We start from the raw sequence: 16,726 nt of genomic DNA, 5'->3' as shown, positions 1-16,726 counted from the left end.
GGCCGCGACCGCGACCCTCGCCTGGTTCGCCAGCTACCAAGGCACCCTCGACGCCGGGCAGGAACTGATCGACCTGGCCGCCGACGGCATGGACAAACACGATATCGACCTCACTCCTGTACTGCTCGAGGCACTAGCGGACCTGGTCTACGCGGAGATGACCAACGACCGCTTTCGCGCGGCCGGTCGTCATGCCGAACGCGGGCTGCGCGTCAGCCGTACCACCGGCCACGGATACGCCTTCGGTCGCTTCGCTATCGGTGCCGCCTCGTCGAAGCTGTTCCTCGGACAGCTGAACGATGCCAGATCTGCGGTCGAGACGGCTGTCGAAGCGACGGTGCTGCTGGACAACGACGAGTTGCTCGCGACGGCGGAAGCTCTCCGGTGCTGGATCGAGACCGCGAGGGGTGATCTACAGACAGCGCTGGCCGCCGGTCGTGCAGCGGTACGGGCTGCCGAGCGCCAGCCGGACGCACTCTTCGCATGGATGGCACACGCCTGCTACGGCGAAGCACTCATCGAATCCGGCGAAACCGAACGAGGTCGCCAGGAAATCGTGTCCCTCGGCGGATCCGAATTCGCCGATTTTCCCCCAGGAGCGAACCCGTTCTGGGACCAGGTGTTGATCACAGCCGAACTGTCCGCAGGCAGGATCGACGCGGCCGAGACCTTCGCTCGGCGCATCGAGGAAACATCGCATGGGCGTTCCCGCGAGGCAAACGCCCACTACGCACGTGCTCGTATTCATCTCGCAATGGGCGACTACTCGGCAGCCACGAAGTCTGCCTACAAGGCTGTTCATTGCTTCGAGGCAGTGGAGATGCGCGTATGGGCTGCGCGCTCCCGCCTGGTCGCCGGCCGCAGTCTCGGGCTGGCCGGCGAGCCCGAGACTGCGGTACGCGAACTCGAACTGGCCCACGGCATTCTCGACGACGCCGGCGCCGGACGACTACGCGACGAGGCCGCCAAAGAACTCCGCACGCTGGGACGACGCGTGCGCCGCCAACCCAGCGCCGTACCCACACACCAGTCGATCTTGACCGAACGCGAGCGCGACATCGCCGACCGCGTCGCCCGGGGGCATACGAACCGTGAAATCGCTGCGGAACTCTTCATCAGCCCGAAGACCATCGAAAAGCACCTCGCACGGATATTCGTCAAGCTGGGGGTTTCCTCCCGTGCCGGAGTGGCAGCAACGCTGAACCGGCGGAACACCACACCACTGTGACAGATCCGCCGCCGACCCACGCGTATGCGTGGCGTGGACAGACCGCGTGTTCGGGACGATTCATCGGAACACCCCGCGCTAAGGGCTTCGGTGGGGGTCGTATATCTGACGCCGGCCCGGCATCACGAATTACAGGAAATTCTCGGCAGCCGCTACTCGGCACCCGACTCCGGCGGGATCACACAAACCTCTGGTCGCCCGAATCCAGGTAGACCACCTTATCCCAAGGGCTTCCCACGCGCTGCTGACATATTCCCACGAGCTGCGCAAAGTAGGCGTTTCCCCCATACCCGGCACGCCCGTGGCTATGTAACGATCGATTCGAACTCGCAACATCACCCGAAGTCAAGACAATACACATCACGGGATCTTTGCGCCTAGCGTGCACCATCAGAACGGACTAGGGGTCGCGGGCCCCGCAGTTTCTCCTCTCGGCGCTGCGGCGCTGCGGCGCAGGCCCTCTAAATTCCTTTGTAGAATGGCGAAACTTATTCGGGAGACGTAAGGAACTAACTTGATGAATAGATACTCGCTCAATCTCTCCGTAATTGACACCCAGATACTTCTGTTCAGCATCTAACGGGAACGGAGCTGGACATGAATGACAAGACCTCTCCGCATCCCGAGGAGGCGGACGTGCACCTGACCGTGCAGATCAGTAACGCACGTTTCGATTTCACGGCTTGCGTCACTGCAGCTTTGTTGTTCGTTCAAGATTGTCATTACCGCCGCTATCCGAGACATGTCGCAGTGATCTCTGACGACACCCGCGACTATCCACGTCTACCCAATGAGCGCCTCTACCTGAATCCCTGATCGGCATTGGTCCGAACTGTCACGGGTTGGGGACCGGCTTTGGTTCGGTCCGCCGAGCGACCACCGACCGCTGGTTACACCACAAATGGACCGGTACGCATAGAACTACGTGCGTACCAGCCGATATTCGGTGCCGATCCGGTTCACCTGTATCCAGATTCAGTCGCAGATCTGCTCGGGTGTGAGCAGGTAGGCGGCCGGGTCGGCGTAGCGGCGTGAGCCCGGCACGTACACATCGCCGCCGCGCAGGCCGTCCCGCAGGCCCAGTAGCACGCACAGCTCCCAGTGGTGGCGGTAGGCGGTGACGACCAGACTCACAGGCTTCGTCGAGGTAGCCGCGCCATTTAGTGGGCACGAACCCGGTCGAAGCGTCGTCGAAGACCTTTCGGGCGCCGGTGGCGTTGAGCTCGCGCAGCATGTTCACCGCGATCAGCAACTCGGTGGTCGCGGCGCCGCCGGCGAACCGCACCGATGACAGCACCGCCGGAGTGAATTGCCGCAGATAGGAACAGGAACTTATCCAGCTCCTTCAGCTCATCACCCCAGTTGGCCGCCAGCCCAGATACTGAGCGCCAGGCGCACATACTCGCTGCGCGTCTGCGCACGGCGGCCGTACGAACGGGGATGCGCCGTATCCACTTTTGCTCGGCCAACCGTGTCGCCGCAACCGGCGGCGCGGCAGTGACCTTGTCTGGGACGAACCCCAGCCACGGCAGACTGCACAGAATCACCGCCAGGCCCAGACGCACACTCGCCCCCGCGACCCTGCTGCGCGACGAACGCCAAATCTGTTGCAGCCCGAGGAACAGGTCTTCGCCGCGATGCTCGACGGTTGGCGGAATCAGCAGTTGGCGAGGACTCTGGCGTTCTCGACGATCGGCAGCCGTGAGAAGGTGCTGCAAGCGTTCATACGATACGCCGATGCCTACCCGTGGCATTGGACGTCGGCGCAGGTCGATGAGTGGCTGGGTGATCTGAGGGCGGTGCGGAGAATGTCGGGGTGACCGGGGTGCCGCCTGACCGCGCTCCGGTGATCACCCGACAAAGGCGGCGCTGAGAATGTCGGGTGACCGGGGCCGGTGTCGCTGCACGATGGGGGCATGGATGACACGATCTTGGTATCCCGTTTCCTTCGCGACGGCTTTGTGAAGCTGGAGGGCGCTGTCGCGCCGCGGGTGGCCGCGGACTGCGCGCGGCTGCTGTGGCGAGAGACGGGCTGCGACCCGGACGACCCGTCGACGTGGACGCGGCCCGTCCACTGGGTGGGGGGAATGGCGCAGGGGCCGTTCGCCGCCGCACCCAACTCCCCATCGCTGCAGCGCGCGTACGACCTGCTCGTCGGCGCGGGACGCTGGGAGCCGCGCTACTCGCTGGGCACGTTCCCGCTGCGCTTCCCGCACGGGGAGGAGCCGGACGACGCGGGCTGGCACATCGAGGGGAGCTATCTGCCGGAGGGCGAGAGCTGGTACTTCACGAATCTGCGCTCCCGGGGCCGGGCGCTGCTGATGCTGTTTTTGTTCAGCGAGGTCGGTGAGGAAGACGCCCCGACACGGATCCGGGTCGGCTCGCACCTCGACGTGCCGAAGGTGCTGGAGAAGTACGGCGAGGACGGGGCGAGCGGGCTGACCCTCGCCCCCGATCTGGTGGCGGCGTCCGACCACCGGCCACTCGCCCTTGCCATCGGGTCTCCGGGCGACGTCTTCCTATGCCATCCGTTCCTGGTGCACGCGGCGCAACCGCACCATGGGGTGCGGCCGCGCTTTATGGCGCAGCCGCCGCTGATGCCGGCCGCACCGTACGAACTGGAGCGGGCCGACGGCGCGTACTCACCCGTGGAGATAGCGATCCGCCGGGGCCTGGGACAGAACACCCCCGGTCCGGACGGGGACGGCACCGACCGCGGCGCCGGTAGACGTGTTTCACGACCATCGCTGGCAAAGTGGCCGTGAGGAAGGGGAGGGAGGTCGGGCATGCTGGAGCGACGGCACCAGGCCATGGAGCATATCGAGTGCCATCTCGACCAGTCCGTCGACGTGGAGAGCAGGCGAAGTTCGAGACTTCGGTCGGTGTCCTCGATCTCTCGCGTTCGACGAACATCTTCCAGATCCAGTTGGTGACATTCGTGCCCGCGGCGTCTGCCGAGAGGTGCGGTTGTAGTCGCCGGTACTGTCGATCCGCTGAGCTTCCTGCTGTACGGCTTGGAGGAAGGGTGGCCAAGGCCGTCCCTTGGATCATGCAGGCGCGACCGATAGTTGTTCTTGCACACGCTGATGGACCTCGGAACGCCAGGGATGCACATGAAAAGGTAAGGGCGGCTGATGGGTTCGAGTATGCTGCGGGTGTCAATGGACGATGAACACAGCCGAGAAGCATGGGCGACCGCCGATTCATGGCTGTTGGTGCCAGGCGCTCTGTCCTGTCGAGTTCCGAGTATCCGATACCGAAGCGGAGCTCAGCGCGGGCGTTCATCGAATCCTCAATCTGTCGAACCGGAGATTCACCTGTGACTGCGCCGCAGCATCCCACCCGTACCGCTGGGCACACCCCCATCGACACAGACGGTCCTCGGGTACCGCTGTACACCGAGGAGTTCGCCGCCGACCCTCACCGCGCGTACCGGCAAATGCGCGACCAATACGGCTCGCTGGTGCCGGTCGACCTGGCACCCGGCGTGCCCGGAACCCTCGTCGTCGGCTACCGCACCGCCCTGCGCATCCTCAACGATCCCGACCATTTCCCGGCTGATTCACGCATCTGGCAGCAGGACATACCCGCCGACTGCCCGGTTCGACCAATGCTGGAGTGGCGTCCCTGCGCGGTGCGCACTGCGGGCGTCGAACATCTCCGCTATCGGCAGGCCACGGTCGCCGGCCTGGATAAGGTCGACTTGTTTGCGCTGCACGGCACGGTCGAGCGGATCGCTATCCCGCTGATCAACTCCTTCTGCGAAGCCGGCACCGCCGAGCTGATCGAACAGTACGCATACCCACTCACTTTCGATGTGGTCAACGCCCTGCTCGGCTGTCCGCGCGAGATCGGCCAACGCGCCGCACAGGCCATACACTCGATACTCGACGGTGAACACGCGGACCAGGCGAACGCCGAACTCGCGCAGGCGATGTTCGACCTCATTAGACTTAAACGCGCCGAACCCGCCGACGACATCACCACACGACTGCTCCAGCACCCGGCCGGTCTTGACGATATGGAGATGATTCATCAGCTGCTTACCTTCTACGGCGCCGGAATCGAACATCAGCAGAATCTGATCATCAACACGCTTCGGATCATGCTCACCGACGACCGATTCGCGGGCGACCTGATCGGAGGCAGCTTGTCGACCCGTGACGCACTGGACGAGGCGCTGTTCATCGACCCGCCAATGCATAACTTCTGCGTCTCTTTTCCCAGGCAGCCCATCCTGATCGAAAACATCTGGCTACCTGCGAACCAACCGGTCGTCATCAGCATGGCTGCGTGCAACAACGATCCTGCAATCACGGCGGACAACCAGACTGTCAACCGATCACATCTGTCGTGGAGTGTCGGAGTCCATGCCTGTCCCGCTCGATCGGTGGCGTACCTGGTGGTGCAAGACGCCATCGATCAGTTGCTCGATGCACTGGCCGAAATACGCCTCGCTATCCCCGCCGAGGAATTGACGTGGCGGCCCGGCCCCTTCCACCGCGCCCTTGCTTCGCTACCGGTTGTTTTTCCGAAGTCCCCTCCGCTGCACATTGCCTGAGCGCTGGTGGACCGCCCTGCCTCGCCGTTCCAACAACAATTCCGCGCAGTCGGCTTGCCGATCAGAACGCCGGTCGGCACCGCTCTGTCGGCCAGTCGCGGAGTGTGATGTTAGGTCGCTGCGAGACGTTCAGACCAGCATGTTCGGACCAATCAGGGGTGCTGCCGCGCATCTGAAACGCTTGGCATCCGAGTTTCCCAAACTCACCAATCGCGGCACGTTCGCGCTGGCAGACCATCACCTCCCGCCGCCTCGTCGGCACGCGGATATTCTCCCCCGTACTCACCCTGACTCAGACATCTGTCTTGAACCAAGGTTTCGAGATACAAGACCCTGGCGCAGACCGTTTGTGGACGCGGGGCTTTGACCCGGCGGCGGGCATCAGTGAACTGCGGCTGGTTGACGGCCTCGAGTGCTTGCGCAAGCAAGATCGTCGGCGGCGGAGGTGAAATGAAACGCACACGTTCAACCTCACCGCGGTGCGTCAGCCAGCGCCGGACGCTGCTCTCTCCGGTACCGGTACCGGTACCGGCGCCCGATCCGCTGAAGCAACAGATCCATCGGCGCCGAATCGGTCACCAATAGATCGACGTTCATGTCCAGTGGCTGCTCGATCACCTGGGTACCCAGCACGACAAATCGCGCAGGCCGCACGCTCGTCGTCGGCGGGCGCAGCGCCGACCTCGAGCGTGACTCCAGCGCCATCCGATGCGGGGCAACGAAACAGCGAGTGCACGAGCAGCAACTCATCGTTGGTGAACCCGGCCCATGGAGGCGAAACGATGGGCGGTTGACGCTGTGTTGGCTTGCCGCTGTTCGCCGTCGGCGATGCGGGCGCGCCGAGGTATCCAGCCAGCTATGGCGTGCACCTCGGTCGAATCAACATCCACACGATCGGTCACGCTGCCACTCTGCCACACCCAGTCGATCAGTCGCGCCGGGCTGAATCTACGCGATCTGAAACTCTCGCCCATGGAATTTGTTACAGGTTATGGTTTCGGTGCCGTGCTGCGTGGCAGCATGGACTTGAAAGAAGGGATTTCAGATCTCTGCGTGGTGTTGTGATGTATGCGCCCGGTGACATCCGAGTGAGCATCGCGAGGACCCGGAAGTCGTGCATTCGACGGACGCGCACATCCGGGTCTCCGCGACTTGCGCGTGTGGGTCGGACCTGTGGTTGGCGACCAGCCTCGTAGTGTGCAGTCAAGACGGTATATGCATCGCAGCCTTCGAGGTCGGCGAGTAGCTCGGCCGCGAGGTCGATCAGCCTGGTATTGCGCGTGATTCGGTCCCGACCGAGGCGCTTACGAAAGTCGCGCACGGCCTCCGCCAACCGGTTGCGGGCATCGTCAGCGCACCCCGAAGGTGCCCACCGGTTTCGGCAGCCTGCCGCCCATCACTTTCCTTTCCGATCCGCAATGATTGCCACAAATTCGCTTCGGAAACAGTCGACGCGTCTGCAGACCCATTCAGAACTCCCATGGCTCCGACAAGCTCTCAGCTTCCTCTCGACATTCGGACACAGAGTGGAGCAATCCAGGACACATTCTCGGTTCAACGATCGACGATCGCCGCGAAGAGCCGCAGGCTCGGTGAACGTTTTCGTCCAGGACCCGAAACTGTCGTCGGCCGCGACCGCGACACTGTTCTTTTCCTCTCGCTGTGAACAACCTCCCCCGGAGATGACGCACCGAGCCAGGGCCGCCTCCGCGAAAGGCTTGATTGATCGCGCGATTGGTCCAGCGCTCGTTGACATCGCTCCACTCGGCGTCGAGCGGATCAACGACAAAGTCGTGGTGTCCGAGAGGGTGGGGCACAGTGGATGGCCTCGCGCGAGCAGACAAGGTGGCGATCACGCTCGGCAGTCGCGAAGCGAAGGTGGCCTGCGACGATCATCGTGAGGCTGTTTCGTAGGAGAGAAGCACAGCGCCGGAGGCAAACTGGTGCGTGCGCGTCAGACGCAGTTCAGCCTTCGGGTACGTGTCACCGAATAGGCGGGTGCCGCCGCCGAGCAGCACCGGATTGACGATGAGTCGAATCTCGTCGAGGACGCCCAGCTCAACAGCGGTCGTGGCGGCACGGGCACCGGCAAAGAGTGCGAGGTCGCGTCCGGCGCTCTGTTTTAGCTGGGCTATCGCGGTGGCGAGGTCGTTACCAAGCAGATGGGAATTGTGCCAGTTGGTGTGCTCTAGTGTCCTGGAGAGGACGTACTTGGGCAGTTCGTGCATCTTGCGCACCTGGATCGGCGAGACTTCGGCCCCGGCGGTAGGCCAGTAGTCCGCGAGCTGCTCGAAGGCCACTCGGCCGAAAAGCATTCCGTCGATGGATTCAAGCAGGTGGTCCAGGTAACGCTGGAACTCCTCGTCCGAGAAGTGCCAGTCGATGTCACCGGCCGCGTCGCAGATGTAGCCGTCCAGGGACACGTTGACGTGCATAAAGAGTCGTCTCATCAGATCTCCGTCGGTTCCGAGGCCTCGCGCGTCCGGATTTCTTGAACGTCCGAACAATAAGTTGGGATGAACTTACGATTTATTGAACGCGGTGTCAAGAAGTCGTAGGGTGTGGCTATGCCTCGAACCGGTCGGCCGCGCTCCTTCGACGATGACCAAGTCGTGAAGGGTGCCAAGGATGTCTTCTGGCGGCGGGGCTACGCCGCGACGTCTCTGCGGGAGCTCAAGGAAGAGCTCGGCGTGTTGCCGGGAAGCCTCTACGGCGCTTTCGGCGACAAGCATGCATTGTTCCTACGTGCGTTGGAGCACTACGCCGATGACACCCGCGAGGTCGCCGCGTCAATCCTGGCGGACGGTCCAGTGTTGCCGCGCATAGGCGAGCTTCTGGCCAGCGTCTTGGCGGCGGCGAGTGGGATGCCCGGCCGCGGTTGCATGCTCGGCAACACAGCCGCCGAGCTACTTCCGGTCGATGAGGCTGCTCGCCGGGTGATCAGTGATGCGTTCGGCGCGTTGGAGGGCGCGCTAGAGCAGGCCTTGGCCGGCGCGCAGCAGGCCGGCGAGGTCTCTGCGGACATTGATTGTGGGGCACAGGCCCGCCTTCTTGTCACCCTCGTGCAAGGCCTACACATCGTCGCCCGCGCAGAACCTGATCCACACCGGCTCGACGACGTCGTCCACGTGGCACTCGCGTCACTAACGCCCAGGCGTGGACAAACCACCGAGGCGTCCGAAACGGCGCGGCAATCGACAGCGCGGTGATCGAAGCCGATTTGCGTTTGACCTGGTCTTTCAGGTCGAGGCACCGAATACGTTGCGGTACTTTCGATATCGCGTTCCTGATGACAGCGAATCGAGCGTGTCGCGCATCCCCGAACACCTCCACGGCCGACCTGCCAGCATTTGAGCCACCGGATCCGGCCGATGCGGTTTGATGTGACCCCCGCCGGTTGGTCCACGTGAGATGACACCCTGTTACTGATCCGTTGTTAAGAGAGTTGGCAGCTGGGTTACGCCGATTAATAGCTGCTCTGCTAGCGCCAGGCTTTTCCGGTCGGGCGTGGACGGGACGTAGCGTCTGCTTCTGATGTAGTTCAAAAATTCTACTTCCGGCGCCACTCCGTGTTCGGCGAGGTAGTACGCGCAAGCGCGGGACCAGATCCACTCACCATCGGTGACAATCGACCCTGGAACAACTTCTCCTCGCACGGGATCCAACTGGTCCACGGTGTATCCAGTTGTCACGACCAGTTCACCCCCCGCCAGGAACATCAGTATCCTACGGCGCTCTCTGGGGTCGGTAATTATGGGTCGACTCAGCGGAATCTGCGGTGCGCCCGACGAATCGACGCTCTCGAACAGTGCTGCCATGCGCATGTCGAATCCTTTCATGATCGTGGGGTGAATTCGTGCCATTCTCCGTCCGGAGGGCGCCGCGGAAGCACGTTTCCACTGGCGTCGACTTCTTTACTCGACACAACGAGTTCACCCTTCGAAAATATCCATAGGCTGTCACTCGGAGCCCTCACCCTGACCTGCAGTTCTTCGGCAAGTTCCTGCGCGAACGGGAAAATCGAGAAGGCCGACGGCGCGTCCTTGCCCGTTTGGCAAGATGCCAATCGTATCGGCTTGCCATTCCACTTCGGATCCGCTTTTATCAGTTCGGCACATAGCTCCGGTGGCAGGATCATAGAACCGATATGTACGGAAGTTCTACTACCATGTACGAAGGCAGTGTAATAACCTGGCATCGGCGGCACCAGCATACTGCCAAGAATCAAATCCAAATCTGTTGCGAAGACACGGCCAGCGGGTCGTGCACGACTCCAATCTTGGTAGATTTTCTGGAGGAATGGCGAAAGAGCGGAGAGCGGTTCCTGGCGATCGCTGACAGGCTTGTCAGCAGCGGATCCCGGTACGTCGAGCGAGCTCGGACCGTTGGGGTGGATTCCGGACCGCGGTGCGGTTGGAGCGTCAGTGATTTCGGAGGCCCTGCTGTCGGGAGTGCGTTTCGGCAGTTCAGCGCGCGACGCATCGACCTCGATGTAGTCGCGACTCACACCCCTGATTGCCTCCGCTCCTATGGGCCGACCTCTGTAGCTGCCGGCGAGGTAGCTGGCCCCTCTCGGCAACCCGACGTGCAACTTACCGGCAATGTTCAAGAGAAGTTCTCGTGCCAGCCTCGTCACCGGCTACCCCCTTTACGCCTGTAGGAGTCGACGCAGGCCCTCACGGCGTGAATGCAGGCGCAGCCACATGACTCGCGTCAAGAATCGGCGTCGGTGTACGGCATAGCAACTAGCGCGCCTCGGGGCATCCCCCTCTTTTGTCGATCGGCCAGTCTTGGTTCGGATGCGATCGTGCCAAGTCCTCGACCTGAGCGGTAGGGGGGAAATACCTACCGTGAGTCACCCGAGTTCGCGCTCAGTACGCAGGGAGGGTACGAAAAGTGGAGTCCGACGTGGACTGTTGCACATCGGGTCCAAGCCCCACTAGGTAATAGCTTAAGCGGTTCATGAACTCACCCACGCCGGTCCTACTGGTGGCATCGACACCGAACCGCGAACCCGACGCCAACGAACCGATTACAACATAACGAAAGACAACGGTCGTGCCAGCGCCGGATCGTGCGGATTCACTCCTCGCCCCCTAATCATACAGTTCGGACAGTTCGCGCACTATCTCTACGAACGCGGCGATCATTGGATTGCGTTCGTCCGCCATCCATCCGATGGCGATGTGCAGCGGCGTGATATCTGTGATCGGGCGCCATACCAGATCCGGTCGGGCGTAGTAGCTCGCCATCGACTGCGGACTGATGCATGTCGCCACGCCGGCGGCGACCTGCTCGAGCATCTCCTCGACGTTGTCGTTCTGCGGTCCCCAAACCGGCTCCGACCCGTCCGGACGGGGGTTCACTGCCCACCAGTCCACCCAGTTCCTTGGTGCCTTGCTGGTCCACATCAGAGGCTCGTTACTCAGGTCGGCTATTCCCACGGCCTGCAGTTCGGCCAGCGCGTGGGTGCTCGCCATTCCCACCACGCGGGGTTCGACAGCCACGACTTCGGTATTCACGCCGGCGGTGTCGGCGGGCAACCAGATGAACGCGACGTCGACCAAGCCGTCGCGCAGGGCCGCAACCTCCCCGCCCCAAGCGAAACATTTCGGTTCTATGGTCACCTCGGGATGGCGCACTCCCATTGCCGCGTACGCCTTGGTACCCAACACGCCCGCACCCGATGCTTCGAATCCAATTCGCAGAATACGAGATCGAACCGCGGCGATCCCAAGAGCGGTGCGTTCAGCGTTCTGCCAGTCCGCAAGAAGTTGACGTGCAGCAGGCAACATGGCGGCGCCGGCGGGACTGAGCCGGACTTCTCGACTATTGCGTTCGAACAGCGGGGTTCGCAGGTCGGCCTCGAGTCGGCGGATCTGTCGGCTCAGGGCGGGTTGGGAAATGAAGAGAGTTTCGGCGGCGATGGTAAAGCTGAGGTGCTCGGCCACTGCGACGAAATAGCGCAGGACGCGAGTGTCGACGTCCACGGATGAAAACCTTTCGGGCGAACTATGTCGGGGAGAGTACAGGCAGTTTTCGTCCTCGTCCTATAACCGAATGTAATCGTGGCAAGTATTGGACTACTTCCGCTGACCAACCGTACGTTCGGGGTATGAGCAGCCCCACACACCAGTCAGGTACGTCCCGCGCAGAGATACTGCGCGGCTTCGGAGCGATCGCGGCGGTCGGTGTTGCCGGGCCCCTGCTCGCCTGTTCGACGACGAATGTCGAACCGAACTCGGTTCATCCGCACGTCCGCCTGATTCAGGACTACTACACCGCCTATGCCGCTGGCGACCCAGCCAAGCTACGCGAGTACTTCGCCGAGGACATCCGCTGGATGATCCCGGGCCGTCACCCGTTATCCGGTGTCAAGGTCGGCGCAGACGAAGTCTTGGCCTTCTTTGCTGAGCTCGGCAAGGCGGGGTTCCGGGCAGAACCTATCTCCCTTGCTGCGGACAGGGGCTGGGTACTGGACCTGCACAGAGGCTGGAGCACGAAACCGGAAGGACTGGATATCCTGTGGGCGTTAGCCTTTCGCATTCACGAGGGAAAGATCGCGGAAGCAGTCAACTTCGCCGCAGATCAGCACGCGGCAGATGAGTTCTTCTCGCAGGTATACAACCAGATCCCCTTCCAACCCGCCTGAATCGACTGGTGCCTTCAGTGACGCCGGACAGCCGATTCACGTGTGATGACCAGGTCCTGCGATCGTTGCGGTCCTCGAGCGTCCGGACGACTCCAGCGCCGCGACCTGCGAGCTATGGATACCTGTTGAACGAGCGTGATGCGCCATGGAAACCCGAAGCATCAGAGGATTCGGCCGACACGCTATTGCTGATACCGATCCGTCTGACCGATGTTGTGGTTCGCCGATAAAGCGATGTCGAGATTCACTGTTATAGCCACCGCTAAATATTTAGTTATGGGCTGCATCCCAAGAGAAAGACATGGATCTTCCAGAAGCTGAGTGTGAAACGGTAATCCAGTCCCTCAATGCTGCCGCCGGTGCAAGCTTTTTGGAGCCTCCCACGGGGTGCCCTGCATATCGCTCTCCATGGGGATATAAGGATCCCGGTTCACGTAATTTGACCGGAATGGGCTACAATTGTTTGGTCGCATAGTGTATGGTTCTGTTCAAAAACCATCCGTCCAGGATGGAACGTTCGCTTCCGCGGTTGCGGAGCGAATCGGCGAACCGTCCGTGGTGGGCGAGGATGACTTTCGTCGGATGGTCGAAATCGAAGCGTTGGCCCGCGCAAGCGAGTTCATGGCTGAGGAGACCGCCGTCGTGGTGGACGTCGTCACCGGCCTCGCTATTCCGGGCGAGTACTCCATGATTGTCGTGGGAGGAGCCGGTTCCACCCATTTGGCCGTGCCCGCGAATGCGGTCAGCCGCTACATCGTGGTCGACCCACTCGCGCTGAGCTCGTGGAAGCTCCTGACCAGGTGCGTCTCTACCGTTCACCTGCGCTCGCCACACGAGATCAGCAGATCGGAGCGGCCCGTGTCGCCGCTGCTGTGGGTGTTGGTGAGAGAGGGGGCCACGGTTCTCTATACGACGCCGTCGACGTTCATCGCGCTGATGAACCGCGGCGGGCTCGCGGAAGTCGCGCCGCCGCTGCGTCAGATCATGTACGCCGGCGAGCCGTTCCCGACCGCACAGCTGCGGCGACTGCGCGAAACGCTCGGTGCGGCAACGCGGATCGCCGACATCTACGGGCCCACCGAGACCAACACCATCACGTGCCAGTGGATCGGCGAACTGCCGGATGACGACACTCCGGTTCCACTCGGACGCTTCGAGGACGGTCTGCAACGCATTCGCGCCCCGCAACGGAGCCGGCTCAGCAGCCGTGCGCACACTGTGCAGCACAATGAATTACATTCGCCCAAGACTTGCTCCGGGTCAGTCGTCTGCAGCCCTGGCCGCATGACAGCGCTGCTGTTCCCACAGCCGCCGTGCCTTCTTCCCGACCGGATCGGCGATCTCCGATGAAGACGAATATCGAATCCGGCGATCGTCGACCGCGGTCCGCGGCGGCGTCGATGTTCTGGGATCCCGCCCGGTGGCAACCACGGGCGGTGGTACGACGGTGTAATAATTGGATCGACGCCACACCCCGACGACGCAGAACCGTGTGGTTTCTGATCGTCGCCGTTGTCCTGCTGATGATCCCGGGCATCGTCGGGGCAGTCGCCACCGCGCAGAACGGCACGGGTGCGGCGGGAACAGCCACACTCGACGGGCTAAGTTGGATGGATATCCGGGATACCTCGGGAGTCTCCTTGGCCGACTACATGGTCGCGACCAACCACGGCAATGTGCTGGACCCGTACAAAACGGTGGTGGCATTGGTGATCGGTATCGAGTTCGCGGGATACATGGCGATCGCGGTGCTTGCACTCTGGGTTATCAGCTATGCGCTGACCTTTCTATGGCTCGACGCATTCGGCCCAGCATTGACCGGGATCGTCAACCGGCTGGTCGATCAGGTGGCCACGCCCATGGTGTTGGCGGCAGCGGCAGCGGTCGGCGCGTTCTTTGTCGCCTGGTTCGTGGTGCGTGGACATCACGCCAAAGCGGCGATACAGGTGGCAACCATGGTAGGCGTGGCGGTACTCGGACCGACATATCTGGCGGATCCGCTGGCCGATGTGCTTTCCTCGCATGGCCTTTTGGCCCAAGGCCGCGACGTCGGCGTCTCGATCGCCGCGGGACTCAACGGCGACTCCGACCCGAATCCCCGCACCGTGGTGTCGGATATCCAGGGAACCCTCGCCGAAAAACTAGTGCGGGGCCCCGTGCAGGTATTGAATTTCGGTAAGGTGGTGGATGGCTCGCCACGATGCCGCGCGGCCTGGTCTGCGGCAGTCCAAACGGGTGAGAATGCGCGGGTCGTGGAGGCAATGAAAGCCTGCGGGGATTTCGCCGCTTACGCCAAAGCCAATGATCCCGGTTTCGGCCAGGTCGCCACGGGCCTGTTGCTGTTGATTTTCGGGACCATCTTCTTGCTCTTCGGGACCTATCTGGGTTGCATGATCGTATGGAGCGCGTTGAACTCCATCTATCACGCCTTTAGGGCGATTCTCGGATTCGCCGCGGGCGGGTTCATCTATGGGCCCACGCAGACGGCCCTGGTCCGCGATATTGTCGATATTTTGGTATCTGCCGGGCGGATGGCTGCCTACATTGTGTTTCTCGGTATGTACTGCCTATTCCTGGGCGACCTCTTCGAGCAGGCTGAAAATCAGGTCATGACAGTATTCGTCCTCGTCGGGATAGTGATGCTCGGCGCTATCATCCAGCTTCGACGCCTGGCCGGCAGCCTGGACAGCGGCAGCACTTGGGCAGCCAACCGAATCGCCTCGGCGTTGCAGGGTCCGTCTGGATCCGGATCCGGGTCCGGAGATGGGGGAGGGGGTCCGGGAATCGGCTCGGGAGGGGCCAAAAACTCCCTGCCCGCTGCACTACTCGCCAACCTCGCCACAGTGAGCACCCTGAATTCGAGCCCGATCGTGGCCCAGGTGCTGAGACGCAAATCGCCGTTCGACCCCGACTCGCGGCTGAGGTACCGATCAGAACTGGCGATGCTCAGGGAGCGGGAGCAGATCAGGGTGGGTGCGGCCGACGCGGCGAGACAACGAGGGGGCCTCGGCACTGTCCGAGGTGCCGCCGCCGCGGTTCAAGGCGTGCTCGATATGGGCGGCAGCCTCGGCAGCGCCAGTGGCGCACTCCGGGCTGCCAAGTTCACTGACAGAGATCAGATCTACACAGCCATCAGGCTCCATTCGAGAGTTCTGCGCGACGCCGAAGACGAAACCCTCCTGTCCAAGCCCGTCGGCAGACTTGTCACGGCGTTGAGACTGGCTGAAACCGAGAGATTCTCGCCGGCCAGTCGCGCAACACTCCACGAGTTTGCGCTGAAATTTCGAGAAGCCAACGGAGAACAAGTTATTCACGGCCTCACGGCTGGGGAGCGGGCCCGCGTTCACACTTATCTCAACGATCCCACGATGAAAAAGATACAAGATATAAGAAAATTGGCGACCGAAGGTACGGGCGATCAACTCGCAAGCGGCGGCCGCATGATGGCATACATCGGGACCGAGCATGCCAGAAGATCCGTCGAGGCCGTTGAACACCTGATGCAGGCGCCGACCGATTCCGCCCGGTTGAAGGCGGCCCAAGCCGCGATCAGCGCCGCCCAATACACTGACCTTTGGGCAGCCGACGTCAACAGGACCCCCTGGAATGCGCCACCTCCACCATGACCCGGAACCGACCCGGCAGGACATCCAGAGCCTGGAGACGTTGCGATTGGGTTGGAGGAGATGCGGCAAGAAGTCCAGAGCGCTCGCGCGTATGCCCAGACTGCGCAGAACGAGGCCAACCAAGCCAACCAGCAGGGCCCAGCAGGACGTCGGCAGGCAACGCAGGCGCAGAATCAGGCTCAGCAGGATCAAAGTGAAGCCGATCGGGCACAGAATCAGGCCCAGCAAGCCCGGGGTGAAGCCAACAGGCCAACCATGATGGCCGACCCGCTCCTGGCACAGTCAGCGATAGACCGGCTGCAATCTGCCGCCTACGAACTCGTCGTCGAGGGCGAGTCCTACCGACAACGAGAGAAACCACGACTCGGCAACCCCGGCAATCGGACGGAATCGGATTGATCGGCAGAACCGCCCGGTCATTGCGACCGTCAACTCGGCGAGGAGGCGTGGATCTCTGTGAGCACCGTTCAGAACGTCACCGGCACTCGCCGCCCCCGCGGCACCCGCCCGGACGGTGATGGATCGGTCTTGCGCGCAGCGATAGTAGGCCGCCACCGATACCGCGCGTCCCGCGTCATCTCGCACAACCTGCCGGTCGCCAACCTGACCAGCACACGGACCCCGCCGTCGGGGTCGAGGAAGTCCATCGTGGTTGCCAC

Annotated in this window: 16 protein-coding genes and 3 pseudogenes; 12 read left to right on the top strand and 7 right to left on the bottom strand. The window is 62.4% G+C overall.

The features are described 5' to 3' along the window. Nucleotides 1-1,228, top strand: a 1,228-nt coding sequence (locus tag AB0B25_RS28250) for a LuxR C-terminal-related transcriptional regulator (protein WP_357185655.1), incomplete at its 5' end; no start/stop codon positions are given. Between the two features lie 597 nt (nucleotides 1,229-1,825). Continuing rightward, nucleotides 1,826-2,044, top strand: a complete 219-nt coding sequence (locus AB0B25_RS28245; RefSeq protein WP_357185652.1) for a hypothetical protein — start codon at nucleotides 1,826-1,828, stop codon at nucleotides 2,042-2,044. 180 nt (nucleotides 2,045-2,224) lie between these two features. Here AB0B25_RS28245 and AB0B25_RS28240 read toward each other — a convergent pair. Further along, a pseudogene (locus AB0B25_RS28240) lies at nucleotides 2,225-2,561 on the bottom strand (Tn3 family transposase); the annotation flags it as partial. Nucleotides 2,562-2,835: 274 nt separating this feature from the next. On the opposite strand from AB0B25_RS28240, the gene AB0B25_RS28235 reads away from it, so the two are divergent. The 3 genes from AB0B25_RS28235 (at nucleotide 2,836) to AB0B25_RS28225 (ending at nucleotide 5,789) form a co-directional block, all read left to right on the top strand. Continuing rightward, nucleotides 2,836-3,048: a hypothetical protein gene (locus AB0B25_RS28235; RefSeq protein ID WP_357185649.1), complete on the top strand. Its 213-nt coding sequence runs from the start codon at nucleotides 2,836-2,838 to the stop codon at nucleotides 3,046-3,048. A 96-nt stretch (nucleotides 3,049-3,144) separates the two neighbouring features. Beyond that, nucleotides 3,145-3,993, top strand: coding sequence for a phytanoyl-CoA dioxygenase family protein (locus tag AB0B25_RS28230; protein ID WP_357185646.1), 849 nt, complete (start codon nucleotides 3,145-3,147; stop codon nucleotides 3,991-3,993). A 554-nt stretch (nucleotides 3,994-4,547) separates the two neighbouring features. After that, nucleotides 4,548-5,789, top strand: a complete 1,242-nt coding sequence (locus AB0B25_RS28225) for a cytochrome P450 (RefSeq protein ID WP_357185643.1) — start codon at nucleotides 4,548-4,550, stop codon at nucleotides 5,787-5,789. Nucleotides 5,790-6,260: 471 nt separating this feature from the next. Here AB0B25_RS28225 and AB0B25_RS28220 read toward each other — a convergent pair whose 3' ends face one another. Then, the gene (locus AB0B25_RS28220) at nucleotides 6,261-6,422 is read right to left on the bottom strand and encodes a hypothetical protein (RefSeq protein ID WP_357185641.1); all 162 of its coding nucleotides are present in this window, start codon (nucleotides 6,420-6,422) and stop codon (nucleotides 6,261-6,263) included. Nucleotides 6,423-6,647: 225 nt separating this feature from the next. Between AB0B25_RS28220 and AB0B25_RS28215 the strand changes: the two genes are divergently transcribed. Both AB0B25_RS28215 and AB0B25_RS28210 read left to right on the top strand, forming a co-directional pair. Further along, complete coding sequence (locus tag AB0B25_RS28215) at nucleotides 6,648-6,854, top strand: hypothetical protein (protein ID WP_357185668.1); 207 nt, start codon at nucleotides 6,648-6,650, stop codon at nucleotides 6,852-6,854. Continuing rightward, nucleotides 6,839-6,966, top strand: a pseudogene (locus AB0B25_RS28210) (IMP dehydrogenase); the annotation flags it as partial. The gene AB0B25_RS28215 and the pseudogene AB0B25_RS28210, both read left to right, overlap by 16 nt. Before the next feature lie 715 nt (nucleotides 6,967-7,681). Here the strand turns inward: AB0B25_RS28210 and AB0B25_RS28205 are convergent. Continuing rightward, a complete protein-coding gene (locus AB0B25_RS28205) occupies nucleotides 7,682-8,239 on the bottom strand; it encodes a dihydrofolate reductase family protein (protein ID WP_357185638.1) in 558 nt (185 codons plus the stop codon). Nucleotides 8,240-8,356: 117 nt separating this feature from the next. On the opposite strand from AB0B25_RS28205, the gene AB0B25_RS28200 reads away from it, so the two are divergent. Further along, on the top strand, nucleotides 8,357-8,998 hold the full coding sequence (locus AB0B25_RS28200; protein WP_357185635.1) for a TetR/AcrR family transcriptional regulator: 642 nt from the start codon (nucleotides 8,357-8,359) through the stop codon (nucleotides 8,996-8,998). Between the two features lie 213 nt (nucleotides 8,999-9,211). Here AB0B25_RS28200 and AB0B25_RS28195 read toward each other — a convergent pair whose 3' ends face one another. From AB0B25_RS28195 to AB0B25_RS28185, 3 genes are all read right to left on the bottom strand, one after another. Continuing rightward, entirely contained in the window at nucleotides 9,212-9,628 is a 417-nt protein-coding gene (locus tag AB0B25_RS28195) for a hypothetical protein (RefSeq protein WP_357185633.1), read from the bottom strand. Continuing rightward, nucleotides 9,625-10,296: a hypothetical protein gene (locus tag AB0B25_RS28190; protein ID WP_357185631.1), complete on the bottom strand. Its 672-nt coding sequence runs from the start codon at nucleotides 10,294-10,296 to the stop codon at nucleotides 9,625-9,627. Before AB0B25_RS28190 ends, AB0B25_RS28195 begins: the two co-directional genes overlap by 4 nt. Nucleotides 10,297-10,885: 589 nt before the next feature. Next, on the bottom strand, nucleotides 10,886-11,779 hold the full coding sequence (locus AB0B25_RS28185) for a LysR family transcriptional regulator (protein ID WP_357185628.1): 894 nt from the start codon (nucleotides 11,777-11,779) through the stop codon (nucleotides 10,886-10,888). Between the two features lie 125 nt (nucleotides 11,780-11,904). Here AB0B25_RS28185 and AB0B25_RS28180 point away from each other — a divergent pair, with 125 nt between their 5' ends. From AB0B25_RS28180 to AB0B25_RS28165, 4 genes and pseudogenes are all read left to right on the top strand, one after another. Then, on the top strand, nucleotides 11,905-12,441 hold the full coding sequence (locus tag AB0B25_RS28180; RefSeq protein WP_357185625.1) for a nuclear transport factor 2 family protein: 537 nt from the start codon (nucleotides 11,905-11,907) through the stop codon (nucleotides 12,439-12,441). A 582-nt stretch (nucleotides 12,442-13,023) separates the two neighbouring features. Continuing rightward, the gene (locus tag AB0B25_RS28175; protein WP_357185622.1) at nucleotides 13,024-13,791 is read left to right on the top strand and encodes an AMP-binding protein; all 768 of its coding nucleotides are present in this window, start codon (nucleotides 13,024-13,026) and stop codon (nucleotides 13,789-13,791) included. Between the two features lie 140 nt (nucleotides 13,792-13,931). Further along, complete coding sequence (locus AB0B25_RS28170) at nucleotides 13,932-16,067, top strand: hypothetical protein (protein WP_357185619.1); 2,136 nt, start codon at nucleotides 13,932-13,934, stop codon at nucleotides 16,065-16,067. A 252-nt stretch (nucleotides 16,068-16,319) separates the two neighbouring features. Then, a pseudogene (locus AB0B25_RS28165) lies at nucleotides 16,320-16,466 on the top strand (ATP-binding protein); the annotation flags it as partial. A gap of 68 nt (nucleotides 16,467-16,534) precedes the next feature. On the opposite strand, the gene AB0B25_RS28160 reads toward AB0B25_RS28165, so the two are convergent. Beyond that, nucleotides 16,535-16,726, bottom strand: a complete 192-nt coding sequence (locus tag AB0B25_RS28160) for a hypothetical protein (RefSeq protein ID WP_357185616.1) — start codon at nucleotides 16,724-16,726, stop codon at nucleotides 16,535-16,537.

Origin of the sequence: Nocardia sp. NPDC049190 (assembly GCF_040648115.1) — a bacterium.
Taxonomy (GTDB): Bacteria; Actinomycetota; Actinomycetes; order Mycobacteriales; family Mycobacteriaceae; genus Nocardia.
Note: the sequence above shows the minus strand (reverse complement) of the source record. Positions and strands in the feature narration are given on the sequence as shown.

Coding starts and splice junctions, on each gene's coding strand:
- AB0B25_RS28175 (WP_357185622.1), top strand. CDS start 13,024: ATGGTCGAAATCGAAGCGTTGGCCCGCGCAAGCGAGTTCATGGCTGAG.
- AB0B25_RS28230 (WP_357185646.1), top strand. CDS start 3,145: ATGGATGACACGATCTTGGTATCCCGTTTCCTTCGCGACGGCTTTGTG.
- AB0B25_RS28200 (WP_357185635.1), top strand. CDS start 8,357: ATGCCTCGAACCGGTCGGCCGCGCTCCTTCGACGATGACCAAGTCGTG.
- AB0B25_RS28195 (WP_357185633.1), bottom strand. CDS start 9,628: ATGAAAGGATTCGACATGCGCATGGCAGCACTGTTCGAGAGCGTCGAT.
- AB0B25_RS28215 (WP_357185668.1), top strand. CDS start 6,648: ATGGCGTGCACCTCGGTCGAATCAACATCCACACGATCGGTCACGCTG.
- AB0B25_RS28205 (WP_357185638.1), bottom strand. CDS start 8,239: ATGAGACGACTCTTTATGCACGTCAACGTGTCCCTGGACGGCTACATC.
- AB0B25_RS28245 (WP_357185652.1), top strand. CDS start 1,826: ATGAATGACAAGACCTCTCCGCATCCCGAGGAGGCGGACGTGCACCTG.
- AB0B25_RS28180 (WP_357185625.1), top strand. CDS start 11,905: ATGAGCAGCCCCACACACCAGTCAGGTACGTCCCGCGCAGAGATACTG.